Annotated in this window: 23 protein-coding genes and 1 pseudogene; 14 read left to right on the top strand and 10 right to left on the bottom strand. The window is 60.2% G+C overall.

Going from position 1 to position 22633, the window contains the following annotated elements:
- Positions 1-684 precede the first annotated feature (684 nt).
- Positions 685-1101 carry a hypothetical protein gene (locus EV561_RS28835; protein ID WP_132526953.1) on the bottom strand — a complete coding sequence of 139 codons (417 nt, stop codon included), beginning with the start codon at positions 1099-1101 and terminating at the stop codon, positions 685-687.
- On the opposite strand from EV561_RS28835, the gene EV561_RS28830 reads away from it, so the two are divergent.
- Positions 1100-1492, top strand: a complete 393-nt coding sequence (locus tag EV561_RS28830; protein WP_132526951.1) for a hypothetical protein — start codon at positions 1100-1102, stop codon at positions 1490-1492. The two genes, EV561_RS28835 and EV561_RS28830, sit on opposite strands and share 2 nt — an antisense overlap.
- A gap of 3 nt (positions 1493-1495) precedes the next feature.
- Here the strand turns inward: EV561_RS28830 and EV561_RS28825 are convergent, their stop codons facing one another.
- Positions 1496-2101 carry a glutathione S-transferase family protein gene (locus EV561_RS28825; RefSeq protein WP_132526949.1) on the bottom strand — a complete coding sequence of 202 codons (606 nt, stop codon included), beginning with the start codon at positions 2099-2101 and terminating at the stop codon, positions 1496-1498.
- A 116-nt stretch (positions 2102-2217) separates the two neighbouring features.
- Here EV561_RS28825 and EV561_RS37340 point away from each other — a divergent pair, with 116 nt between their 5' ends.
- The 8 genes from EV561_RS37340 (at position 2218) to EV561_RS28785 (ending at position 9140) form a co-directional block, all read left to right on the top strand.
- Positions 2218-2415, top strand: a complete 198-nt coding sequence (locus tag EV561_RS37340; RefSeq protein WP_165927935.1) for a hypothetical protein — start codon at positions 2218-2220, stop codon at positions 2413-2415.
- A 132-nt stretch (positions 2416-2547) separates the two neighbouring features.
- Positions 2548-3441, top strand: coding sequence for an alpha/beta hydrolase (locus EV561_RS28820; RefSeq protein WP_132526947.1), 894 nt, complete (start codon positions 2548-2550; stop codon positions 3439-3441).
- Between the two features lie 130 nt (positions 3442-3571).
- Entirely contained in the window at positions 3572-4504 is a 933-nt protein-coding gene (locus EV561_RS28815; protein WP_132526945.1) for an alpha/beta hydrolase, read from the top strand.
- A 416-nt stretch (positions 4505-4920) separates the two neighbouring features.
- Entirely contained in the window at positions 4921-5295 is a 375-nt protein-coding gene (locus EV561_RS28810; protein WP_165927944.1) for a nuclear transport factor 2 family protein, read from the top strand.
- Positions 5296-5563: 268 nt separating this feature from the next.
- Positions 5564-7144 (top strand): ATP-binding protein, encoded by a 1581-nt coding sequence (locus EV561_RS28800; protein WP_165927943.1) that lies wholly within the window; start codon positions 5564-5566, stop codon positions 7142-7144.
- A complete protein-coding gene (locus EV561_RS28795) occupies positions 7137-7805 on the top strand; it encodes a response regulator (protein WP_132526937.1) in 669 nt (222 codons plus the stop codon). Before EV561_RS28800 ends, EV561_RS28795 begins: the two co-directional genes overlap by 8 nt.
- 15 nt (positions 7806-7820) lie before the next feature.
- On the top strand, positions 7821-8189 hold the full coding sequence (locus tag EV561_RS28790; RefSeq protein WP_132526935.1) for a response regulator: 369 nt from the start codon (positions 7821-7823) through the stop codon (positions 8187-8189).
- A 153-nt stretch (positions 8190-8342) separates the two neighbouring features.
- A complete protein-coding gene (locus EV561_RS28785; RefSeq protein ID WP_132526933.1) occupies positions 8343-9140 on the top strand; it encodes a hypothetical protein in 798 nt (265 codons plus the stop codon).
- 16 nt (positions 9141-9156) lie between these two features.
- On the opposite strand, the gene EV561_RS28780 is transcribed toward EV561_RS28785, so the two are convergent.
- From EV561_RS28780 to EV561_RS28770, 4 genes are all read right to left on the bottom strand, one after another.
- The gene (locus EV561_RS28780) at positions 9157-9918 is read right to left on the bottom strand and encodes an HlyD family secretion protein (RefSeq protein ID WP_165927942.1); all 762 of its coding nucleotides are present in this window, start codon (positions 9916-9918) and stop codon (positions 9157-9159) included.
- A gap of 23 nt (positions 9919-9941) precedes the next feature.
- The gene (locus EV561_RS37335; RefSeq protein WP_165927941.1) at positions 9942-10178 is read right to left on the bottom strand and encodes a biotin/lipoyl-binding protein; all 237 of its coding nucleotides are present in this window, start codon (positions 10176-10178) and stop codon (positions 9942-9944) included.
- A complete protein-coding gene (locus tag EV561_RS28775) occupies positions 10175-11761 on the bottom strand; it encodes an MFS transporter (RefSeq protein WP_132526929.1) in 1587 nt (528 codons plus the stop codon). The genes EV561_RS37335 and EV561_RS28775 overlap by 4 nt, the downstream gene beginning before the upstream one ends.
- A 276-nt stretch (positions 11762-12037) precedes the next feature.
- Complete coding sequence (locus EV561_RS28770) at positions 12038-12979, bottom strand: GlxA family transcriptional regulator (protein WP_132526927.1); 942 nt, start codon at positions 12977-12979, stop codon at positions 12038-12040.
- Between the two features lie 243 nt (positions 12980-13222).
- On the opposite strand from EV561_RS28770, the gene EV561_RS28765 reads away from it, so the two are divergent.
- Entirely contained in the window at positions 13223-14806 is a 1584-nt protein-coding gene (locus EV561_RS28765) for an aldehyde dehydrogenase (NADP(+)) (RefSeq protein ID WP_132526987.1), read from the top strand.
- A gap of 23 nt (positions 14807-14829) precedes the next feature.
- Here the strand turns inward: EV561_RS28765 and EV561_RS28760 are convergent, their stop codons facing one another.
- The 4 genes and pseudogenes from EV561_RS28760 to EV561_RS28745 all read right to left on the bottom strand — a co-directional run.
- Positions 14830-15234, bottom strand: a complete 405-nt coding sequence (locus EV561_RS28760; protein ID WP_132526925.1) for a hypothetical protein — start codon at positions 15232-15234, stop codon at positions 14830-14832.
- Positions 15235-15281: 47 nt separating this feature from the next.
- The gene (locus EV561_RS28755; RefSeq protein ID WP_132526923.1) at positions 15282-15749 is read right to left on the bottom strand and encodes a hypothetical protein; all 468 of its coding nucleotides are present in this window, start codon (positions 15747-15749) and stop codon (positions 15282-15284) included.
- Between the two features lie 210 nt (positions 15750-15959).
- A complete protein-coding gene (locus tag EV561_RS28750) occupies positions 15960-16877 on the bottom strand; it encodes an NAD(P)H-binding protein (RefSeq protein WP_132526921.1) in 918 nt (305 codons plus the stop codon).
- A 130-nt stretch (positions 16878-17007) separates the two neighbouring features.
- Positions 17008-17326, bottom strand: a pseudogene (locus EV561_RS28745) (PLP-dependent transferase); the annotation flags it as partial.
- A 61-nt stretch (positions 17327-17387) separates the two neighbouring features.
- Here EV561_RS28745 and EV561_RS28740 point away from each other — a divergent pair.
- Genes EV561_RS28740 through EV561_RS28725 form a run of 4 tightly spaced genes read left to right on the top strand, consistent with a single transcriptional unit; the run spans position 17388 to position 22587 of the window.
- The gene (locus tag EV561_RS28740; protein ID WP_132526919.1) at positions 17388-17837 is read left to right on the top strand and encodes a MarR family transcriptional regulator; all 450 of its coding nucleotides are present in this window, start codon (positions 17388-17390) and stop codon (positions 17835-17837) included.
- Positions 17838-17885: 48 nt separating this feature from the next.
- A complete protein-coding gene (locus EV561_RS28735; protein WP_132526917.1) occupies positions 17886-18326 on the top strand; it encodes a winged helix DNA-binding protein in 441 nt (146 codons plus the stop codon).
- A 26-nt stretch (positions 18327-18352) separates the two neighbouring features.
- Positions 18353-19468, top strand: a complete 1116-nt coding sequence (locus EV561_RS28730) for an efflux RND transporter periplasmic adaptor subunit (RefSeq protein WP_132526915.1) — start codon at positions 18353-18355, stop codon at positions 19466-19468.
- On the top strand, positions 19465-22587 hold the full coding sequence (locus EV561_RS28725; RefSeq protein ID WP_132526913.1) for an efflux RND transporter permease subunit: 3123 nt from the start codon (positions 19465-19467) through the stop codon (positions 22585-22587). The genes EV561_RS28730 and EV561_RS28725 overlap by 4 nt, the downstream gene beginning before the upstream one ends.
- The last annotated feature ends 46 nt before the right edge of the window (positions 22588-22633 follow it).

The raw sequence follows: 22633 nt of genomic DNA, 5'->3' as shown, positions 1-22633 counted from the left end.
GGAAGGAACTATCCCTTCATCCAACTATCGCGTGGCAAATGTCGCAGCAACCGTGAAAGATCCATGGAACCACATGCCAAAGGGCCGGCCCCCAGAATGCCGTTAATAGCCACCACCGTATGATGGGATTTTCCATCATACGAGAAGTCCAACCCATCTCGGTACTCCTATGACACTTTCCGCCGAACGCGCTCGGCGTCGACTTCTCAATGGCCTTGCCCGCTCCCTTGATGAAGCCAATGCCGTAGCCGATCAGGACAACGATGGCCAAGCCTGCAAGGGTGTGATCGGCGGTGAAATGGCACGGATTCCGGTTTTCGCCTTGAATTCGAGATGCGGGCTCGATATGCGGGTCATCATGAAATCACGATCACCGGGTCGGCACGCGCCGGACGGCCGTGAGAGCGCTCAGGCCCCTGGGACAGCGGTGAAAGATCCGTCCTCCCAGGGGTTCGTTTAACTATCGTCAGGCGACTCTCGTATTGATCTTCTTCGGATACTGAAACGCCGGAAGACCGGAAATATCGTCAGTGATGGACGAGGCCCATCGTCACGGTCGGCCGCGGTCCCGTTTTCCGTTACGGTGCCGATAGCGAGCATCTTTGTCGTTGGGATCGGGACTTCCTCGAGGTTCTTGAACTCACCGACAGGCGGAGGGTTTTCTCTGCTGTAGAAAGCCATCGGTCAATTCTCCGGATTGGTCATGATCATCCGGATCGGGCTGATGGGGCCGAGCGGAATCATCTCGAACTTCATCACGCCAGCGACGCCCATAGGGAGTTTGTCCAGCAATGCGTGGGCTTCGTCGGCCGTCTTCACGTTCATCACGAAGACGACACCGGTCTTGTCCTGCTTGACGTACCATTGGTCGATCTTGCCGTCGAAATAGAGGTCGGCGGTTTTCTTTGCCTCGCGGGGCACCATAGGAAGCCATACCTTGGGCGACGTAGTCGGAGTGAAGGAGCCGATGGCCAGCACCTTGGTGGTCGGGACGTCGAGCAGTTTAGGGTCCGGTACCGACTGCGCGTTGGCTACACTGGAAGCCAGAAACGCTGTTACTGCCAGGATTGAAATTCCGTTGCGATGGAAGGTTCGCTGCATGGCCGTCTCCTCTGTTTGCCGTGTGCGAATCTTCTGCGATGTAGGTCGATTTGATACCTATACGAATGTATGGCTGGGCGAGGCGGCGCCCGGCGGCCGACGGAGCCAAGCTGCTGAAATCTCGATCCCGCCGCCTCATTTGGCGGCGGTACCTTATTTCATGGGCATTCGCGTCGAGAAGGGCCCCGATCTGCGAGAGGTGCTGACGACCGCCTTCGCATACGATGGTCCCGTGCTGGTGGATGTCGTGACCAATCACGACGAGCTAGTGATGCCGCCCAAGATCAATCTCGAGCAGGTGACCGGGTTCAGTCTCTGGATGGCGAAGGTCGTGCTCAGCGGGCGCGGAACCGAAGTCATCGATCTCGCGAAATCGAACCTTCTCCGCTGACGTTCACTTCCCGAAGGCTTTCATGCCACGCTCGAAAGACGGCCTGGACATCACGAGCTGCAGCCACTGTTCCAGCCTGGGCGCCGCTGCCCAGTCGATGTGGCGGTGGTAAGCCTGGATGTAGACGGCCGCGGCAATTTCTGCGGCGGAGAATTCGTCACCGCCCATATATTTCGAGTTCTCGACAAACCGATGGGCGTCGGCCCATGCACTGAGGGACGATTCCAGCAGGGAGTTGCGAGCTTCATCACTGCCGCGTACGCGGAACGCCGCCATCCCCGGACCTATGACATCCGTGACGAAGTAAAAGAAGCGCTCGAGGGCGATCGCCCGCATCATGGTGTTCTCGGGGAAGAGGACACCGGGCCTCTTCTGATCGATGTACATCATGATTGCATTGGATTGCGAGAGAACGAACGGCGGATCGTCAGCATGGTCAACGATGACCGGAACCTTTCCGCTAGGATTGAGCGCAAGATGTGCGGCGCTGTGATGCTCGCCTAAGGTCAGGTTGACCTGACGCACAGTGTAGGGAAGGCCTGCTTCCTCCAATGCGACGGAGACTCTGAGACAGTTTCCGGTCCGGTATCCGTGGAGATCGATCGTCATTTCACCCTCGATTAATGGCGGTGCGGCAGGCGAAAGCAACGGCCGCGGCGGCGCCCAGCGGGTTTCGGTGGTTCTGAGTGGTTGCGAAACCCATACATCCGTATGGGTGGACACAGGTGAGGCGGACGCCCGGCAGGCTCGTCAAGCGCCAGGCTCTGATTATGGGCTTCAGCGACATATTCGCGGTGATCGGTGTCGTGCTGGCCATCGCCGCAGTCGCCTTGCTGCTGACGCCTCCGGAGGCGGAGCGGGAGCGCATTGACAGCAGCCCCGCGGTGGTGGGTGTCGCGGCCCGCCACCATCCATCCGTATAGTTTACTCCAACCACAATCGGATCAACATCGCGCGTGAACGCTCCCGAGAGCGGTGCGGTTCTGCGCTTTAGTCGACGTGACACATCATCCGACATCCACGCGGGCAGAAGGCTCGCTTGAAAGGACACCAAAATGAGCGAACCATTTCCAAGCTACGGAGACAACGCTAGATCATTTCAGGAGCACCGTATCGAGCACGGGCAGGGAAAGCTATACGTGCGGGACTATCCTGGTGCCGGACCTGCTTTCGTGATGATGCATGGGTTTCCGGATAATCTTGGCATCTACGACTTCCTGGTGCCGCACCTCGTCGACGCTGGTCGGCGGGTGGTGACATTCGATTTCCTCGGCTTTGGCGCTTCTGACAAGCCGGAAGGCGCCAAGTACTCGTTTGCCCAGCAGCAGGGCGATCTCAAGCGCGTCGTGGAGGCGCTTAAGCTCGGGAAGATCGTACCTGTAGTCCATGACTCCGGTGGTTTCCCCGGTTTGAACTTCGCGATCGACCAGCCGGACGACGTTGCCGAACTGGTCATCCTGAACTGCGTTTACCACGCGGTGCCCGACGACAGGCTGCCGGAACTGATCGAGGTATTCGCAACAGTCAACCTAAGGGAAGTGGCGATGATGATCGCCCAGAACCCCGAGTTCATGGGGTCGCTACTCAACCTCCAGCGGTCTCTCTTTCAGGCGGCGTTGCCCGAGAGGCACGTGAAGACGTATGTCGATTTCCTCGGGCCTCTTATCGATGCCAATTTCGGGCTGCCTCCAAGCAGTGGTCCGGCATTCGTGCAAATGACCGCAGGTTTCTACGACGTGCTGGCCGAAAACACCAAGCGGCTTCCTCTTCTGAACAAGCTGGAAGTTCCGACGAAGGTGATCTGGGGCGAGCGCGATCCATATCTCACGACCGCCACCGCCAAGGACTTCCACGGCAACCTGCAAAACTCGACCCTGCACCTGATCGATGCTGGCCACTGGGTTCAGATCGACGAAGGGAAGAAGGTCGCCGAGATCATGCTGTCATAGGCAGGTCTCGGCACGCCGCGATCCAAGGGGCCGCACCTGAGACAGAGTCAACAAAACGAAGCTCTCTCACAACGGAAGTGCTGCGGCATAGCTGCGCACTCCCGACTTCCATCCTTAGAGGAACACTCAAATGAAAGCCCTGCAGTCGATCTCTTCCTACGTAGCTCGTAGCGCGCCGGAGGTGCTCGGAAGCGCTGCGGCCGCTGTAGCGCCTGAGATAAGCCACCTTCAGGTTACCTGTGGGATAAGCCTGCGCCGCCTTGTCGCGAGGAGCGCGGCACCGAAGGGCACCATTCTTCTGTTGCAAGGCTTCCCCGAAACCGTGGCGGTCTGGAAGGACGTAATAGCCGACCTCGTCAGTGACTACGACGTCCACTCGTTCGATTGGCCGGGATATGGTCTCTCATCGAGGCCCGCGCCGGAGGAGTTCTCCTACTCGCCAACGGACTTCAGTACGATCTTGAAAGCCTATGTCTTGGCCTCGGGTATCGACTGCTCAAGACTTACGATTTACGGGACAGATATCGGATCACTCCCAGTCCTGCTGGCGGCGCTGGAAGAGCCGGACATCGCGAAGAACATCATCGTAGGCGACTTCGCTCCATTCAACAGGCCTCAGTTCATGAGCGAGAACTTGCAAAACCTCAAGAGCGAGCCGACGGCGTCCAAAGCCCGAGCATATTTCAACAATGCCGGGACGCAAATTCCAGCCAACGCGCACCGCATTGGGTCGCCACCGGAAGCGGCGATGAATATTCATCCCGACGTCGTGAAGGACATGACGGAAGGATGGACTGACGGCAAATTCAGCTCAGGTGATGCCTTCTATCACTACTATTCCCACTTCACTCGGGACGAGGACTACTTCGAGGCCAACCTCGGAAAGCTTGCGACCCCTGTCAAAGTGATCTGGGGCGAACTCGACCACTACATCAACAAGGGAATGGGCGAGGAGCTTTCCCAGAAGCTCGGCGTTCCACTCAAGGTCCTTCCGGGAATTGGGCACTACCCGCACGCTCAGGCACCGGAACTCGTTGCTGCAGAGATCCGCGCATCCATCTAGGACGCCTTTCACGCTATCAGTTCGATTGTGGGCTGTAAGCTTCCGCTGCTGTAGGCGGTGTGCTGGCAGCCCACGTGGTTATTCCAGGGAAGAGGCGTGAAGGCCATCTTCACGTGTTTTCACAACTTTCAAGGAGAGAGAACCGGGCATTGTACGCGGACCAGATCCGGCTTGTGTTCGATTCCATCGTAGGTGCGGCTGTTCTCGCACGGGCTTTCGACGATCCGGCGCCAGTCACCGCAAGAAGCGTCGCTCTGTCCGCCCTCCGGGTCCAGCGCGACCATACACATGTATAGGTGGACGGCCCGATGCCGCTCGCGACTATGCCTTTTGCAAAACGGAAAAGGCGTCAAAGGCCGCACAGAAGGACTATTCATGAAAGCGAGCGATTTCAGCACATTGCCGAGGCTGTTGAGATGAGCCCGGCAGAGACGATGGCAACGATCGTAGCCCTGCGCCAGCAAGGCAAAATGGACGAGGCGGCGGCCTACTTCGAGGAGGACGGCGTTCTCGTCATCCAGCCGGACTCACATGCGGTGGGACGAGCAGCGATCAAGGAAGGTCTTGTCGCGCTGTCCAAGGTCTTTCCGGTGTTCCATATTTCGGAACGCACGGTCGTTCAGGCCGGAAGCATCGCGCTGCATCATTCGCGCTGGAGCGCGCAGTCGGTCGGTGAAAAGGGAGAACCTGTCGAAGTAGGCGGCCTTACCTCGGACGTTCTCAGGCAGCAGCCAGATGGCAGCTGGAAGGTCGCCGTGGACAATCCCTGGGGCGGCTCAATTCTGGATTAGACGAAGAGGAACCGATGAAAGCTGCGGTCTACTACGAGAATGGCTCGCGGCGATCTGGAGGTGCTGATCGACAGGGAATATCCGCTTTCGGAGGCTGCGGATGCGCATCGGCGAGTTCTGTCGAGGGAGGCGCTCGGCCGGGTGTTACTGCGGCCTTGAATCCCTCAGATTCGAGGCGTCGCGCATGAGGAACTCAGGCGCTATCATGCGAGGAACGTCCGACGGCGTGAGACTGTCGGGCCTTGGGGCGTCGCTGGGAGAGAGTATCGTGGATCTACTTGGTTTGCGCACGGAGGCAATTCTGACGCCTGGCTGGTATCCGGGGCGAACGGCGAACGCATTGTCGTCGCTGACGCTGATTTGCCTCGTCTTCTACCTCGACACGTTCACTAATGCAGGGAGCGCCATTGCCGTGCTCTACGGGCTGGCACTGTTGCTTGCCTCAGAGGTGCTTGCAGGGTTCGGAATTCTATTGGCTTCCGCACTCTGCGTCATGCTGACCGTCGTATCCTTCGCTTTCAGTGGCGACGCGTTGCTCCCTCCAGGAAACCTTCGAGCGGTCGTCTCAATCGCGGCAATTGCGACAACGGCGGCGGTCCTGATCAGAAACCGCGCCGCAACGGAACGTTTGAAACGGACCAACGACGCTCTCCAACGCAGCGAAGCCCGCTTTCGTGCGATTTTCGAGCAGAGCCGGGTGGCGCTCTGGGAACAGGATTTCAGCAAGCTCAAGGCTAGGCTGGTCGAACTTCGGGACGGCGGCGTGAGCAACCTGAAACGTCACTCGGCCTCGTCGCCCATGTTCCTCCAGGAATGCGCGGACCTTATCGAGAGCGTCTCCGTAAACGACGCAACCTTGGAACTGCTGGGCCGCTCGTCGGAGGAGGTGTCCGGCTCCATCAGGAAGTTCATCCCCCGCGACGAAGAGTGTCTGTTGGGCATCGTCGAATGCCTGTTCAGCGGCCGGACCCGTTTCGAAGGAAAGGGGAAGATCGTACGGCCTGATGGCACGACTCTGTCCGTGCTCCTTGTTCTGAGCTTTCCCGAAGACGGCATCGGGCTGGACCGCGTGGTCGTCGGAATGTTCGACGTTACGGAGCGCGACCGCTCCCAGCAGGCGCTTCTGGCCGCGCAGGCGGAAATGGCAAAGGTGTCCAGGGTGGCCATGGTCGGGGCCTTGTCTGCCTCGCTCGCCCACGAGCTGAACCAGCCTGTTGGAGCCGTTGTCCTGAATGCCCAGTCATGCCTTCGCTGGCTGCGGCGGGAGTCTCCGGATATTCCATCGGCCTCGGATGCCGCCGAGCGTATCGTCCGAGATGCACACCGGGTAGCGGGCATTCTGAAGAGCACCCGGCAGATGATCATGCGGAATCCGGCTCGAGCGGAAGTCACCGACGTCGCCAAGATGATCGGGGAAACCTGCCTTCTCCTTGAACACGAGTTGACCAGCGGCTCGATCGTGCTGCAGACGAGAATTCCCTCGCACATGCCGAAGGTGAAGCTGGCGAAGGCCGAAATCCAGCAGGTGCTGGTCAATCTGCTCAACAACGGCATCCAGTCGATCAACTCTGGCGGGGGATCGGAGAAGAAGGTTTCCATCGAATGCTCGATGAATGGTGACGACGCCGTCGTCATCAGCGTCCGAGATCATGGCAGAGGCATCGAAGACAACGCGCTGCAGAAGCTCTTCGACCCGTTCTTCACCACGAAGGAATCCGGCATGGGTATCGGGCTGTCGATATGCCGGGCGATGGTGGAGGCGCAGGGAGGAAGGCTAAGCGGCCGGAATCATGAAGGGGGAGGCGCCGTTTTCCAGGTTAGCCTACCCGTGGAGGCAAGCCATGACTGATCCATCTTCAGTGGACGTATTCATCATCGATGACGACGAGGATATGCGGCTTGCGATCGCAGACGTCCTTCGTTCGATCGACGTGCGATCCGCTTCCTTCGACAGCGCGCTTCCCTTCCTTGACAGCGTTCCGCCGGACAGCCCCGGCTGCATAATCCTCGATGTCCGAATGCCAGGGACTGACGGTCTCGAACTTCAGCATCAACTGGCCTCGCTCGGGTATAGGATGCCGATCATCTTCATCACGGGGTTCGGCGACATTCCGATGACCGTCCAGGCGATGAAGGCGGGCGCACTGGACTTTCTGACGAAGCCGTTCAACGACGAGGACCTGTTCAATGCTGTCAGGGCAGCCCTTGCGCGGGATAGGGAACGCCGGGAACGGGAAGCTGAGCAAGACGCCATCATCGCCCTTTCGAAGGCGCTCACCAAGCGGGAACGGGAGTGCATGGGGCACGTCGTCAAGGGCCTGATGAACAAGCAGATCGCCTACGAGATGAGCCTCAGCGAGATCACCGTCAAACTTCACAAGGCAAGCCTCATGAAGAAGCTTAGGAGCCGCACGCTTCCCGATCTAGTCCGCAAAGCCGAGGTCATCTACGCCCACTGGAAGACACTACCACCTACCCAGCTGCCTAGCCTCGCAGAGCATGAAAACTGAAGGCAGGCGGCAGCGATGTCCAAAGTTCAATCGGTCGCGATCGTCGACGACGACATTGCCATCCGGGAGGCTCTCCAGGATCTGTTGAAATCCTGCGGATACCGGACGCAGACGTTCGCCTCGGCCGAGGAGTTTCTCGCCGGGTGTCACCTCGGAAGAATCGGGTGCATCATCCTTGACATAAAGATGGCAGGCCTGTCCGGCATCGAACTTCAGGCGGAACTCGTCTCCCGAGATTCGGCACCGCCTATCATATTCCTGACCTCGCAGTTCGATGCGAGCGTTCGAGCAGCGGCGCTGGCGGCCGGGGCTATCGCCTTCCTGGAAAAGCCTGTGGACGACGAGATTCTTCTCGAAAGTCTCAAGTCGGCTATGCCGGGCTAACGCCCTTGCCGCGCGTCGTGGCCGAAAACACGGTCAAATATGTCATATGCAAACGCAGAAATTTCGCTAACTTTCCCATTCTGTCACCAAGGTCAGACAGATAGCCGCTTCACTTGATTCATTTTCGATACCCCCAGTCGGAGGTCTGCCGATATGGTTACGTCGCAAGTTTCGTTCGCCGAAGCGCCGCCAAGCTCCTGCAGGCATGATGTCCCGCCAATGGGTGAGGCAACGCCAACGCGCACTCTGATCGACGACATCATGGATGCGCATGGCGGGCAGCACCTCTTCGCGATGTATCGGCGAGCCCAGGGAAGGTTCAGGATAGAGGGCGACCTCTGGTCGACGCGGGGCGGTCCTTCGGCATCGGTTGGCGGCCTGTTCGAGCTTGGCCTGCTGGATCAGACCGTGCGGCTCCACTGCACGGATCCCCGACCCATCGAAAGTAACTTCACTCCCAAGGTGCTGGCGATCGACAGTGCCGACGGCGGCTATGTGGAGACGCAGTACAATCCCCGTTCCTCCTTCGCCGAGATGAGCGTCGACAGGCCGTGGGACGACTTCCAGCTCGCGTACATATGCAGCTATTCCATCTGGAACGTCGTGACCCAGCCATTTCTCTTTGCATCAGCGGGGTTCGAAGTCGCGGAGCTGCAGCCGCACCAAGTCGGCGAGGAGACGATCCGCAGGGCACAGATTTCCTATCCGCCCCATATTCCCGGGCACGCTCCGAAGATAATGTGCCATGTCGGCATGGACGGCATGATGCGATGGCAGGAATTCCGGTTCGATCTCCTGAGTGCATCCGTCACCAGCGTTCTGAAGGACTTCGTCCAGATACAGGGCATCAGGTTCGCCTCGCGCAGGACGATGTACCGGACGACCGAGCTGGAAAAGCCTGATCCTTCGGTCTTTGCCGAGATCAGCATCGACAAGCTCGTCTTCTATTGAGCGGGTCTTCGCTCCTTCAGCAGCCGCACCATGGCGGACATGCCCGGTCGGAGCTGGTCTCTTTTCTGCTGACCGGGATCAACACCGATCCGGACCGGAACCCGCTGACGATCCTCGTGAAATTACCCGTCGCATTGTCAGGAGGCAGTAGCGCGAACTGGGCGCCGCTGGCGGGAGACAGGCTCTCGACGTGGCCCTTGAACGATGGGGCATCGATCCCGTCGAAATCGATTGAGACTTCCTGACCGATGGAGATCTCCGGAAGCTGCGTTTCCTTGAAATTTGCCACGACCCAGACGTCGTCGGAGACGAATGGGATAACGAGCCCCCCGGGCTTCACGTACTGTCCCAGCTGCGCCTGCTTCGCGCCGACCCATCCGTCCTCGGGCGAGCGGACGATCGTTCCGTCGAGATCGAACTGGGCGAGCTTCACGGCAGCCTCCGCCGAAGAAATCGCGGCCAGAAGCTGCGGTCGCTTGGTTTCGAAGACATGGACCTGACGTCTGGATGCCTCGACGTTGGCTTGTGCTGCGGCGACGGCCGCGTCCGCCCTTAGGCTGGCCGCCTGCGTCGTGTCGACATTGGCGCCGGAACCGGAACCGCTCTGAGACAGGTTCGTTGCACGGTCGAAGTCGCGCTTTGCCCGGTAGGCTTCGGCATCGGCGCCTTGCAGGGCCGCATTTGCCAGTCGCACCACGGCCTTCTGCAACTCGATTTCGCTGTCCAGGTTCTCGATTGCGGCATTGTCCGCCGCCAGCTGTGCCTCTGCCTGAAGCACCTTTGCCTTGAAGTCGGTGTCGTCTACTCGAAACAGGAGTCCCCGCGCTTGACCGCCTGATTGTCCTGCACCAGCACTTCCACGAGATAGCCGGAGATTTTTGGGCTGATGGGCGTAATCTCTCCCCGAACGTATGCATTGTCGGTGATGTCGGAGCGGAAGCTCGGTAGCCAGGTGCCCGGCATCAGAGCCGCGGATGCGACAAGGAAGGTGGAGGCGGCAATCAGGACGCCGCCAGTCAGGGCATAGCCAAATCTCATTTTCCATGATCTCCAATACTCGCGAGCGGCGGATGATGGCCGATGATCAGAACGCCGAGCGCGCTCACGATCAGCACCCCGGCCACCACCAGAAAGCCGTCGTTGAAGGCAAGCACCCACGCCTGCCGCCTGGCCGCGTTCGCAACGACAGAAACGGCCTGGACGTTAGCGGCGTGTTCGTCGGCGAGCTTGCTCGTCAGCCCGGCTGCCAGCGCACTGATCCTGGCGTCGTCCAGGTAATCGAAGAGCGATATCGTCTCGGTCAGAAGGCTCGAATGGAATTTCTCGCGTTCCGTCACGAGGTCGCTGACCAGCCCGACGCCGATCGTCGTTCCTCCGAGGGTTCCCATGTTGAAGCCGAAGGCGGCCGTAGCCGCGTCCGCGGGCTTGATCGCCATGGCGCCGATGATCACGTCGGAAGCGAGGAACAGGACCTGTCCGACGCCGAATGCCATGATGGGGATGCGGAACTGGTCGGCTGCCGAAAGCCCGGTGCTGTCGAGCAGGACGCCTGTCGCGACGCTGCAGAGCAACAGCCCGAGCGCCATCACCAACCGCGTCTCCAGGACCTGCAGCAGCACCCAGACGAGAGGCAGCACAAGGAGCTGTGCCATCACCCCCCACATCAGTAGATTGGCGATATCGAGCGGGCGGTATCCCTGGACGATCGCAAGGAATTGGGGAACGAGGTAGGTCGTTACTGCGAAGCCTGCGCGGAAGACGAGGTTGAGGGCTACAGGTGGGCCGAAATTGTGGTCGATGAAGAGTCTCGGCGATATGATCGGTTTCGGCGAGAACGCGCATAGGAAGGCGAACCCCGCGAAGGCGCCAATGCTTCCCGCCGTCGCCCAGCCGATCATATCGCTTTCATACCAGAAGCGGCGGGTGCCCTGATTGGCGACAAGAACCATCAGTGCCAGTCCCGAGGACAGCAGGAAGACCGCCAGCCAGTCGATCTTCAAGGATTCCCATTTGGGTGGCAGCCACTGGTACACAAACAGCGCGCCGATCGCTATCAGGCCGCCGATCGTTGCCTGAGCAACGAAAAGCGCCTTCCAGCCCACATACTCTTCGAGATATCCGGACGCGACAGGGCCAACTGTCGTCGGGAAGAGAAGAACGAAGGCCAGAAGGAAAAGCCCCGTCGGCAGCCGAGGCCCACCGAGAACGATGAAGACCGACATGAAGGCGATCGGACCAAAGCACCCGGCCGCCACACCCTGTATTGCGCGAAGCGCAATGAAGACGTCAAGTGGGGGCGCACCCGCGCATAGTATCGACACCACGCAGAGGATCACGGCATTGGCGAAGGCGTACGGCCCGATGCCAAATGTCCGCGAAAGCGGTGCGGCGCAGACGATCCCCGCGAAGTTGCCCATGGTGTAGACCGTGGAGAGCCACGAAGCTTCGTCGGGTGTGGCGCCGATAGCGCCCTGGAGGTCGGAGATGTTCGTGGTCACAAACTGCGCGGCGAGCGTGACGAAAAAGGATGAGGTGAGGGCGAGCGCAAGAAACAGGATCTTGTCGGTCGCGACTTTAGCTTCAGCCGAGGGAGCCGGGGCAATGCTCTCTACCGTCGTCATTGGCACACCATGCGCTATCGTCTGACCGCTCCTGTCTCGAAGCCGTAACTTACGATCACGCGGGCATTCTCGAACCTATACGGATGTATGGTTGGAGCCGAACTGCTTGTTGCTGTCGGCACTGCAGGGTTTCGGAAGCGCGCGGCCCGTCCGCGGTCGGCGAGAGGGGGGACGTCGCACCGGGACGGGCTCCGACACGTGGGAGGACCGAGTCGGTAGGAGGACCATGCGCCGAGTCACCGTCCACTGATAGCTATACAGGCGTATGGTCCACCTTCAGGATCGGGCCGCCTTCACCGCGCGCCGCATCGTCTGCGGAGGTTGACCGAAGAGGCTGATGAAGGCCTTACGCATCCGGTCCCTGTCGCTAAATCCGGTCGCCCTCGCGATATACTCGATGGGATGTCTGCCTTCCTCGAGCATCTGGCGTGCGGCCTCAGCACGCATGCGCTCGATAGCCTTGGCGGGCGACTGTCCCGTCTCGTCGCGAAAGGCTCGGCTGAACTGGCGGGAGCTGAGGTTCGCGACCCGGGCGAGATCCTCGACCGAAAGACCGCTTCCGAGGTTCGCCCGCGCATAGGCGACGGCGTTCTGGATCCTGTCCGACTTGGCGTCGAGTTCGAGAAGGGCGGAAAATTGGAGCTGTCCTCCGGAGCGACGGCTCTGCACCACCAGCATGCGAGCGACCTCCTTGGCCATGTCCGGCCCGAGATCCTCGTCGATCATTGCTATCGCCATGTCGGTTCCAGCCGACATACCCGCAGAAGTCCAGAAAGCGCCGTCGTTGATAAAGATCCGGTCCTCGTCGATACGCACGGCCGGGAAGCGCTCACGGAATTCGGTCGCATAGTACCAGTGGGTAGTGGCCCTGCGTCCATCGAGAAGCCCAGCTTCCGCCAGCGCAAAGGTGCCCGTGCAAATCGCTGCCGTTCGTGTTCGCGTCGACGCAGTCTCCCGCAGCGTCGTCAGAAGACCCTGATCGAAGGTCTGCAGCCTGTCGGCACCTGCGACGATCGCGGTGTCCAGCTCGGTATCGCCAAGTTTTGCGGTCGTGACATCGGCGCCCAGAGAGCTTCGAACTAGACCGCCATGTTGGGAGACCATTTCGATCTCGTAGACGGGGCGTCCGCGCCGCAGGTTCACCATCTCGAACGCGGTCATGGCGGCGAAGCTCATGGCAGCGAATTCGGGATAGATGACGAGACCGACCCTAGGCATTCAGTGGCTTCCAATTTCAAACGGTTCTGCGGGGCACCAAGGCACGCGGCTGGATCTCATTGCCGCACCAAACTCCTCAACTATACATCAGTATGGGTCGAGCAATCCCTCAAATTTGGGCACAAGTCTCAGCCCGTCAACGAGAGTACGCTTTGCATTCCCGTCAGTCCATTCGCGCCCGCATCGTCTCACGGCGCCCGTCCTCCGGAAGCGGGAGCCCAAACATTGGAGAAGCTCTTGTCCATTCAAATCACCGGCGATCCCATCATCGGGGGCGATGCCGCCTCATCATCCGAGAAGGAATTCCGCGCGACCAACCCTTCGACTGGTGAGCAGCTCTCCCCAGCCTTCGCGCTTGCGACCGCAGCCGATGTCGATCGTGCCTGTCGCCTCGCGGACGAAGCGTTCGATGTCTATCGCTCCGCCAGCCTCGATGCGAGGGCGGCTTTCCTTGAGCGGATCGCCGACAATGTCGAAGCGATCGGGCCGGAACTGCTCGACCGCGCTGTCGAGGAAACGGGCTTGCCGAGGTTCCGGCTTCAGGGAGAATTCACGAGAACGGTCAACCAGCTTCGATTGTTCGCTCGCGTCGTTCGCTCCGGCGAATGGCTCGATCTCCGCGTCGACGAGGCGATGCCAGACAGGCAGCCGCTTCCGCGCCCCGACATAAGGCTCCGCCAGATCGGGCTCGGCCCAGTCGCCGTATTCGGGTCGAGCAACTTTCCACTGGCGTTCTCGGTCGCAGGCGGAGATACGGCATCGGCACTTGCAGCGGGGTGCCCTGTCGTCGTCAAGGGACACCTGGCCCATCCGGGCACTGGCGAACTTGCCGGACGCGCGGTGCGCAAGGCGGTTATCGATTCTGGCCTTCCGGAAGGCGTATTCGCGCTTCTTCCGGGAGCCAACGAAACGGGCGCCGTACTTGTGGCTCACCCTGCGATCAAGGCGGTCGGCTTCACGGGATCGCGCGCGGGCGGGATCGCCCTCTGCGAGATCGCCGCCCGGCGCAGGGAGCCGATCCCCGTATACGCGGAGATGTCGAGCGTGAATCCTGTCTTCCTGTTCCCCGCAGCCCTGAAGAAGCGGACTGACGAGCTCGCCGCAGGATTCGTCGGCTCGCTGACGGTCGGAGCAGGGCAGCTCTGCACAAATCCAGGAATTCTCGTGGCGGTCGACGGGGAAGACCTCAACGCATTCGTCGAATCGAGCGCCCAGCTTGTGGCGAAAACCGAAGCGGGGCCAATGCTCACCCCCGGTATCCACGCGGCCTTCGATCGCGGCGTCCAGACCCTGTATGGGCACAGTGGTGTCAGGAGGGTCGCAGTCGGAAAGTCGTCGGGCGAAGTCAATCGCAGCCCGGCGACGTTCTTCGAGACGAGCGTGCCCGAATTCCTCTCGGATCCGCACCTTGCGGAGGAAGTCTTCGGTGCGAGCAGTCTTCTCATCCGTTGCGCGAATCTCGACGAATTCGTCGAACTGGCGGAAAGCTTGGAGGGCCAGCTGACGGCTACGCTCCATATCGATGAGCAAGACTATTCCGACGCTTCCCGGTTGCTACCGGTCCTTGAGCGAAAGGTAGGACGCATCCTCGCCAATGGTTGGCCGACCGGGGTCGAAGTGTCCGATGCCATGGTGCATGGCGGACCGTTCCCGGCTACTTCGGACAGCAGGACGACCTCGGTCGGCACAATGGCCATTCGGCGTTTCCTGAGGCCCGTCTCCTACCAGAACCTCCCCGGACAGCTTCTGCCCAGGGAGCTCGCGCCGGAAAGCGTCGAAAGCCTTCCGCGCATTGCCAGCGGCATCAGGGTCAGCCGCAGCGGCTGAGGCGTTGAAGCGTCCGGGAGACGTCACACCGCAGCGCTGGTGGAAGCGGCCTGCTCTCTCGTTTGCCCTTCGATCTGCTTCTTGATCTCGTCCTCAATCGCCTGCCGGACTTCCGGGGGCAGATGGGACACGTCTGCCTCGGACATACCGTGAGCTTCGAGATACTGGGCGCGGATCCGCTCGGCAGGCGTCATGTGCGCCCACTTGGCAAACTCGCCCAAGATCGACTGGCTGCTGTTCTTGTCCTTGGCACTCAGGCCGTTATCCTCCGGGTCGCTTTCACCGTCCTCGCCCCCGGTGATTCCTCCGGGAGTTCCGAGAGCGGTCGTGTCCATGAAGGAGGCGAATGAGACTTCGGCTTTCAGGGCTCCCTTCGAGTTCTTGAAGGGGTCTAGCACAGGCGTGCCATGTGCAATCTCGATCTTCATTGGAGTTTTCCCTTGCTTACTGTGGTAGTGGAATGTCGGGCTCAGTTCTAATCCTGGCCCGCCGCTACAAGCGTATCTGCAGATCCGAGGCCACAGGCACTCTGGGCCTTCTGAAGCTCTTCATCGTGTTTTCGCCGAATCTCTGCTTCCATCTGTCGGTCTATTTCGTCCTCGATCTCCTGCTCAATTTGGGCACGCTGGTCTGGTGGCAACTTCGAGACCTCATCCTCCGCGAGATGATGCGCCTCCAGATACTTGGCCCGGATCAACTCTTCGGGTTTCATCGTAGAGATCCGCGAAAACGTATCCAGAACCGCCTCATGCGCTTTCTTCTCTTTCTCGGTTATCGAGGCGTTCGGATCGGGTTCACCCTCGTCCTTGATGGATGGGGACTCGACTTTCAGCAGGCCTTCCAGCGAGGCGCTAAAGGATGGTGGATCATTGTGATCCGGACTTTTCCCACTCTTCGTGGAAGTGTTCCACGCGACCGCTCCATAGGCTTGCTCGGTCTTCATCCCAACCCTCCGTTGATGAAGCGATTCCCCATCGCCGAATACATCCATAGGATGCCGATCCGGGAGCCAGCAATGTCACAGAAGAGGGTGATTTCGGACATAACCGAAGGGCTAGAAAGGACCGAAAAGTGACATCGCGGAGTGTCGATTTTCGATCAGCTGATCCCGAAGCATGCAGCTGTGCGCTCCGGGATCGACCGTGACCGCTCGTCAGGCCGCCGGCGGCGCAAAGGCCTTGGCGTGCTTCTCGATGAACTCCTTCACGCTCATCGGCTTCTTCCCAGTGACCCTCTCGACGTCGTCACTGTATCGGTCGTAGCGGTTGGCCTTGTGAAGTTCGGCCATCGTCGCCACGTGCGCTACGGTGTGCTGGGGAAGACCGAAGCTGGAGAACTTCTCTTTCCAGATGGCGACAGGAACATCGGTGTAGGTGATCTCGCGTCCAAGCGCCTCCGAGAACTCCCTGGCAACGGCCTCCATGTCCTGGGACACGGGACCGGTCAGGTGGTAGATTTCACCGACGTGCTTGCCGGGATCGCTAAGGACTTCGGCAACGACCCGAGCAACATCGTAGGCAGCGATTGCTGAGTTCTTGCCCGCACCGAAGGGAGCCAGGATCTTGCCCGTGGCGCCGACTGTCCCCGCGTTCTGGAGATAGAGAGCCTCGAGGAACGCGGTCGGCCGGATGGTGACGACGGGAAGCCCAGACCACTCAAGGATCTGCTCCGCGAGCCAGTGGTGCTTCTGCTGCGGGCTGGTTGTCGTGTTGAAGATGTCCATCTCCTTCACGGTCATCTGCGACATGTTCACGAAGGCCTTTACGCCATGGTGCTTGGCGACGGCCGCGACGTTCGCGGTCGCTTCCAGATAGCTTGGCGATAGCGACATGCTGAAGTACATGTGCTCGCAGCCTTCGACGGCCCTGTGGACCGCGTCGAGATCGAGCAGGTCGCCCACGACGACTTCAGCGCCGAGGTCGCGAAGCTTTGCAGCGCGAGCGTCTTCAGTCCGGACGTGGGCACGGACTTTGAAGCCACGGGCCAGAAGCAGTTCCGCAGCGGTTCTGCCGACGGAGCCGATGGAGCCAGCGGCTCCGGTGATTAGAATTGGGAGGTCGTAATCGGTCATTTCCTTGCGTCCTGTGCGATTAACGGGGAGTTATCATCAGCTTCAGACCTGAGACCACAGTGAGGTACCGAGAGCGCCCTCATGTCGCAATGTCGTAGAAGACGGCGATTTCGGACATGCGGGCTGACGCCTAGGCGACGCTCGATGACGCCCTTTCGAAATCTTCCACGAGGTCGTGTCCTCGATACCCGCGGAGAATCTCAGGATGCCTTCCGTGATCCCGAGTTCAGCCCGCGCGCCTTCCGACATGCTCCGGTGGGTGGTCGTCGCCAGATGCGTGATCAGGCTCCGGGGGTCGCCGAGGTTGTTCGAGATCTTCGTGACCTTGAGAGCGTCCTGAAGACGGGAGACTTGTCCTTCATCTCGATGCAGACGATCGACGGTCTACCGGTCATCTGCTCGGCCATGATCTCGGCCTGAGGATGGTCCGGCCGCCCTGGATAGATGACCGATCTGCGTCTCGAATATTTCACGCTTGACAATACGTTGATATCATCCTATTTTTGAAGAATGACACAGGAACTGGACTTTCAAGCAAGATTGTTGGTCGACCGGAGCTGCTTCGGTCTGAACATCCACAGAGCGGGCAGGGCGGTCGCAAAGAAATTCGACGACGCCTTCCGAAACGCTGGGGTGAACCATTGGCAGTTCGCGCTGCTGATGACGGTCAACGTTCCGGGCGGCATGAGCGTGAGCGAACTGGCCCGATCGCTGGTTGTCGACAGGACGACGATCACGGCGAACGTCAAGCCGCTGGAAAGAATGGGACTGATCTCGGTCAAGGTGGACGAGGACGATGCGCGTGCCCGCCGTATCGAAATCACCGAGAGCGGGATTGCCGTACTCGAGGAAACTTATCCGCTCTGGCAGGCCGTCAATGCGGAGATTAGCTCCGCAGTGGCTTCCGACAAGGATGGCGTCCTTAATGCTTTGGCCATCATCACAGCAAGAAACGCGTGATTTTGCCGGACAATATACGTTGATATCAACTCATATGGAGACGGGTCGATGGCCCTCAAGAGGATCTACACATTCGATGAGGCGAAGGGGCTCAGCCTTCAGCGCGTGACGCCAACCGAAGTCATCCCTCACGACGAGGCATTGGCCACGGTCGGACTCACGAACTGGCAGCTAGCGACCCTCTACGTCATCGAGCTCGAAGAGAGCGCGACCGACTCCGAGATCGGCTTCGCGCTCGTTATGGACCGTACTACGGTCGCCGCGACACTCCGTCCGCTCGAGCAGCGGAAGGCAATAAGAAAGCTTCCGTCCCGAGGCGGACGCAGAGGCGCCGTCGCCCTCACTGAAGACGGGCGGGAACTCCTAGGGCAGGGACTGAAGATCTGGCGAACCATGCATTCGCGCAAGGTATCCAGAGGCGTCGAAGCGGGTGCCGCAACGCCGCAAACATCGGACAACATATCAGAAAACATTGTCAAGATAGGTTGATATCAACCGAAATAGGAGAGACTTAAATGAAGAATGTGAAGCAGATCGGGGGAGGCGGCGTCTTGTCCTTCCTCAAGAAAGCGACCCTCGCATCGACGATCATGATGGCACTTCCTGCTTTCGCCGACGATGCGGGTGATCCGCGTCTGAAGGCGCCTGTGGTCAGGACAGCGCTTGCAAAGGAAATCATCGCCGGGAAGCGCTCCTTCACCGGGATCGTAATGGCTCGCGTGGAGAGCAACCTCGGATTCCGGGTGAACGGCAAGATCGTCGAGCGCCTGGTCGACGTGGGCGAGACCGTCCGGAAGGGCCAGCCTCTGATGCGTCTTGACGACGTCGACCTCGGTCTCGCCTTGCGCGCAAAGGAAAACGCCGTCACCTCCGCCAAGGCAGCGCTTGCCCGCAGCGAAGCGGACGAAAAGCGCTTTGCCAGACTGCTGGCAGTCGGGGCCGCATCCAAGCAGCTCTATGATCAGGCCAAGCAAGCGTATGACACGGACGTGGCGCAGCTCGACGCCGCGGCAGCGGATGCAGACTTCGCCAAGAACGAGTCCTCGTATGCGGTCCTCGTCGCGGACTCCGATGGCGTCATCACCGAGACGCTCGCAGAACCGGGTCAGGTAGTTGCCGCGGGGCAGCCCGTGGTCAAGCTTGCCCATGGCGGCGAGCGCGAAGCCAGCGTCAACCTTCCCGAAACAGTGCGCCCGGCGATTGGGTCAGCCGGAACCGCGACAATGTATGGCGAGGACGAGAATCCTATCGAAGTCCGCCTCCGCCAGCTCTCCAGCGCAGCCGATCCGGCCACGAGAACCTTCGAAGCCCGGTACGTGCTGCAGAATGCTGCCGACGTTCCATTGGGGTCGACCATCAAGGTCTCGATCGACCTCCAGACGAATGCTTCGGCCGAACCCGCGGTTGACGTGCCGATCGGATCCGTCTTCGACCGCGGTTCCGGCACTGGCGTGTGGGTCGTGAAGACCGACAAAGTCGCCTTCGAACCTGTCAAGGTTCTGAAAATCGGCGAAGAGAACGCAGTAGTCACGGGTCTCGAGCGCGGTACCGTCGTGGTGGCCGTAGGTGTCAATCTTCTCAACGAAGGCATGTCGGTCCGCGTTGGCGACGAAAGGATTGCTTCGAAATGAGCGGCTTTAATCTCTCGGCTTTTGCCGTCAAGGAACGTGCCATCACGCTCTTCCTCATCATCGCCATCGCGATAGCAGGCGGTTTCGCCTTCCTGAAACTTGGTAGAGCGGAAGATCCGCTCTTCACCATCAAGCAGTTCACGGTCACCGCCGTATGGCCGGGCGCGACCGCAAAGGAAATGCAGCAGCTCGTCGCCGAACCTCTCGAAAAGCGGCTTCAGGAACTGCGCTACTACGACCGCGTCGAGACGAACGCTCGGCCGGGCGTCATCTACATGACCGTTAGCCTTCTCGACAGCATGCCGCCCTCAAGCGTGCCGGAAGAATTCTACCAGGCCCGCAAGAAGGTCGGCGACGAGTCCCTCAAGCTGCCAAGCGGCGTGATTGGACCCTATATTAATGACGAGTATTCGGACGTGAGCTTTGCCCTCTATGCTCTCAAGGCACAGGGAATGCCTGCCCGCGAGCTGGTCCGCCAGGCGGAAGATCTCCGTCAGGAGTTCCTCCACGTGCCGGGCGTCAAGAAGGTCAACATCCTCGGAGAGCAGGCCGAGAAGATCTTCGTCGAATTCTCCTACGCCCGCCTTGCTGGCCTCGGCATCAGCCCCCAAGCCGTTTTCCAGAGCCTCCAGCTTCAGAACAACGTCGCCCCGGCGGGTTCGATCGACACCAACGGCCCGCAGGTCTATCTCCGTGTCGATGGTGGCTACGACGATGTCCAGAAAATCAAGGACACTCCGATCGTCGTCGGCACCCGCAACATGAAGCTTTCCGACCTGGCCGTCGTTCGCCGCGGCTACGAGGATCCAGCAACGTACCGCATCCGTCATCAGGGCGAAGATGCCCTGATGCTCAGCGTCGTCATGCAGGACGGCTGGAACGGTCTCAACCTCGGTGCCGCCCTCGAGCAGAAGGCTTCGGAACTGACCTCGTCGCTGCCCCTCGGTGTCAGCCTGCAGAAGGTCACCGACCAGGCCGTGAACATCTCCGAAGCCGTCGACGAGTTCATGCTGAAGTTCTTCGTCGCCCTCGGCGTGGTTCTTCTCGTGAGCCTGCTCAGCCTCGGCTGGAGAAGCGGCATCATCGTCGCCGCTGCGATCCCGCTCACGCTCGCCATCGTATTCCTCATCATGATGGGTACCGAGCGTGCATTCGACCGCATCACTCTAGGCGCGCTGATCTTGTCTCTCGGACTGCTTGTCGATGACGCCATCATCGCGATCGAAATCATGGTCGTGAAGATGGAGGAAGGCATGGATCGCATTCATGCTGCCGCCTATGCGTGGAGCCATACGGCTGCCCCGATGCTGTCGGGAACGCTTGTCACGATCATCGGCCTGATGCCTGTTGGCTTCGCGAAGTCCAGCTCGGGCGAATACGCCGGGAACATCTTCTGGATCGTCGGTTTCGCGCTGATGGCTTCGTGGTTCGTCGCCGTCGCATTCACTCCCTACCTGGGCGTCAAGCTTCTGCCGACCATCAAGCCAGTCGAAGGTGGTCATGAAGCGATCTACAATACCCCGAACTACCGTCGGCTGCGGGCCATTGTAAAGTGGGCCGTCCGTCGCAAGTTTCTGGTCGCATCCGTCGTCTTCGTCATGTTCGTCGCCGCCGGCGCTGGCATGACCGTCGTAAAGAAGCAGTTCTTCCCGGCATCCGACCGTCCCGAGTTGCTTCTCGAAGTGCAGATGCCTGAAGGCACCAGCATCGAGGCGACGGAACGCGCCGTGAAGAAGGTCGAGGACTATGTTCGCATGCAACCCGAAGCCAAGATCGTCACGTCGTATGTTGGGCAGGGCGCTCCACGCTTCTTCTTCTCCTACGCGCCTGAACTTCCCGATCCGTCCTTCGCAAAGATTGTCGTCTTGACGCCTGACGCGAAGGCTCGCGAAGCTCTGAAGATCCGCCTCCGCGAAAAGGTGGCCGACGGTCTCGCTCCGGAAGGTCGTGTCCGCGTCACCCAGCTCGTATTCGGCCCGTACTCGCAATTCCCCGTGGCATACCGCGTCATGGGTCCCGACGAAGCCAAGGTCCGCGACATTGCTGACCAGGTTCTCGAAGTCATGCGCGCCAACCCGCATACCCGCACCGTCAACCGTGACTGGGGCGAACGCGTCGCTTCCGTGAAGTTCGTGTTCGACCAGGAACGCCTCAAGCTCATCGGTCTCTCTCCGGTGCAGGCCGCCCAGCAGTTGCAGTTCCTCCTGACTGGTGTGAACGTCACCTCGGTCCGCGAAGACATCCGCAACGTGGCCGTGGTCGCTCGCAGCGATGGCGAGGAACGCCTCGATCCCGCCCGTCTCGGCGACTTTACTCTGGTCGCGCCTGATGGGAAAACCATCCCGCTCGATCAGATCGGCAAGATGGAAGTGACGACGGAGGACCCGATCCTGAAGCGTCGCGACCGCACTCCGACCATCACTGTCCGAAGCGATGTGCAGGAAGGTGTCCAGCCTCCGGACGTGGCGGCCGAGATTACGAAGTCGCTGCAGCCGCTGATACAGTCGCTTCCGGCTGGCTACAAGATCCAGGTCGGTGCGGACGTCGAGGAATCCCTGAAGGCCAACGTGGCGCTCGCCAAGGTCTTCCCGATCATGATCGTGCTGACGATGCTTGTCATCATGCTCCAGGTCCGGTCGTTCTCGGCAATGTTCATGGTGCTGCTGACGGCTCCCCTGGGTCTGCTCGGCGCCGTTCCGACCCTGATCGTCTTCCATCAGCCCTTCGGCTTCACGGCAATCCTTGCCCTGATCGGCCTCTCGGGGATCCTGATGCGCAACACGCTCATCCTGATGGAACAGATCAAGACGAACATGCATGAAGGCCTTGACACCTACCACGCCGTCGTCGAAGCCACCGTCCAGCGTGCCCGCCCGGTCATCCTGACCGCGCTGGCTGCAGTCCTGGCGTTCATTCCGCTGACCTTCTCGGTCTTCTGGGGTGCCCTGGCCTACACGCTGATCGGCGGCACCGCGGTCGGCACGGTCATCATCCTGCTATTCCTTCCGGCACTCTATGCCATCTGGTACCGGGTCCGTACCCCCAGTACGGAACCGGAGGTGAACCAGAACGTCGAAGTCGAGAATCGGAAGGAAGTGGTGGTTCAGGACGCTGCCTGAACCTGCCCCGGCGGTGCGGATCCTCGCTTTCTCTCTCCTTGGCGAG

Origin of the sequence: Rhizobium sp. BK376 (genome assembly GCF_004341625.1) — a bacterium.
Lineage (GTDB): Bacteria > Pseudomonadota > Alphaproteobacteria > Rhizobiales > Rhizobiaceae > Rhizobium.
This window is presented reverse-complemented; position numbering and strand designations above follow the sequence as displayed.

What these genes read in the sequence shown, in the direction of transcription:
- EV561_RS28835 (WP_132526953.1), bottom strand. Translation starts at nt 1,101, where the DNA reads ATGCAGCGAACCTTCCATCGCAACGGAATTTCAATCCTGGCAGTAACA.
- EV561_RS28825 (WP_132526949.1), bottom strand. Translation starts at nt 2,101, where the DNA reads ATGACGATCGATCTCCACGGATACCGGACCGGAAACTGTCTCAGAGTC.
- EV561_RS28785 (WP_132526933.1), top strand. Translation starts at nt 8,343, where the DNA reads ATGGTTACGTCGCAAGTTTCGTTCGCCGAAGCGCCGCCAAGCTCCTGC.
- EV561_RS28750 (WP_132526921.1), bottom strand. Translation starts at nt 16,877, where the DNA reads ATGACCGATTACGACCTCCCAATTCTAATCACCGGAGCCGCTGGCTCC.
- EV561_RS28820 (WP_132526947.1), top strand. Translation starts at nt 2,548, where the DNA reads ATGAGCGAACCATTTCCAAGCTACGGAGACAACGCTAGATCATTTCAG.
- EV561_RS28815 (WP_132526945.1), top strand. Translation starts at nt 3,572, where the DNA reads ATGAAAGCCCTGCAGTCGATCTCTTCCTACGTAGCTCGTAGCGCGCCG.
- EV561_RS37335 (WP_165927941.1), bottom strand. Translation starts at nt 10,178, where the DNA reads ATGAGATTTGGCTATGCCCTGACTGGCGGCGTCCTGATTGCCGCCTCC.
- EV561_RS28760 (WP_132526925.1), bottom strand. Translation starts at nt 15,234, where the DNA reads ATGAAGATCGAGATTGCACATGGCACGCCTGTGCTAGACCCCTTCAAG.
- EV561_RS28775 (WP_132526929.1), bottom strand. Translation starts at nt 11,761, where the DNA reads ATGACGACGGTAGAGAGCATTGCCCCGGCTCCCTCGGCTGAAGCTAAA.
- EV561_RS28755 (WP_132526923.1), bottom strand. Translation starts at nt 15,749, where the DNA reads ATGAAGACCGAGCAAGCCTATGGAGCGGTCGCGTGGAACACTTCCACG.
- EV561_RS28740 (WP_132526919.1), top strand. Translation starts at nt 17,388, where the DNA reads ATGACACAGGAACTGGACTTTCAAGCAAGATTGTTGGTCGACCGGAGC.
- EV561_RS28725 (WP_132526913.1), top strand. Translation starts at nt 19,465, where the DNA reads ATGAGCGGCTTTAATCTCTCGGCTTTTGCCGTCAAGGAACGTGCCATC.
- EV561_RS28770 (WP_132526927.1), bottom strand. Translation starts at nt 12,979, where the DNA reads ATGCCTAGGGTCGGTCTCGTCATCTATCCCGAATTCGCTGCCATGAGC.
- EV561_RS28730 (WP_132526915.1), top strand. Translation starts at nt 18,353, where the DNA reads ATGAAGAATGTGAAGCAGATCGGGGGAGGCGGCGTCTTGTCCTTCCTC.
- EV561_RS28810 (WP_165927944.1), top strand. Translation starts at nt 4,921, where the DNA reads ATGAGCCCGGCAGAGACGATGGCAACGATCGTAGCCCTGCGCCAGCAA.
- EV561_RS28735 (WP_132526917.1), top strand. Translation starts at nt 17,886, where the DNA reads ATGGCCCTCAAGAGGATCTACACATTCGATGAGGCGAAGGGGCTCAGC.
- EV561_RS28795 (WP_132526937.1), top strand. Translation starts at nt 7,137, where the DNA reads ATGACTGATCCATCTTCAGTGGACGTATTCATCATCGATGACGACGAG.
- EV561_RS28830 (WP_132526951.1), top strand. Translation starts at nt 1,100, where the DNA reads ATGGCCGTCTCCTCTGTTTGCCGTGTGCGAATCTTCTGCGATGTAGGT.
- EV561_RS28790 (WP_132526935.1), top strand. Translation starts at nt 7,821, where the DNA reads ATGTCCAAAGTTCAATCGGTCGCGATCGTCGACGACGACATTGCCATC.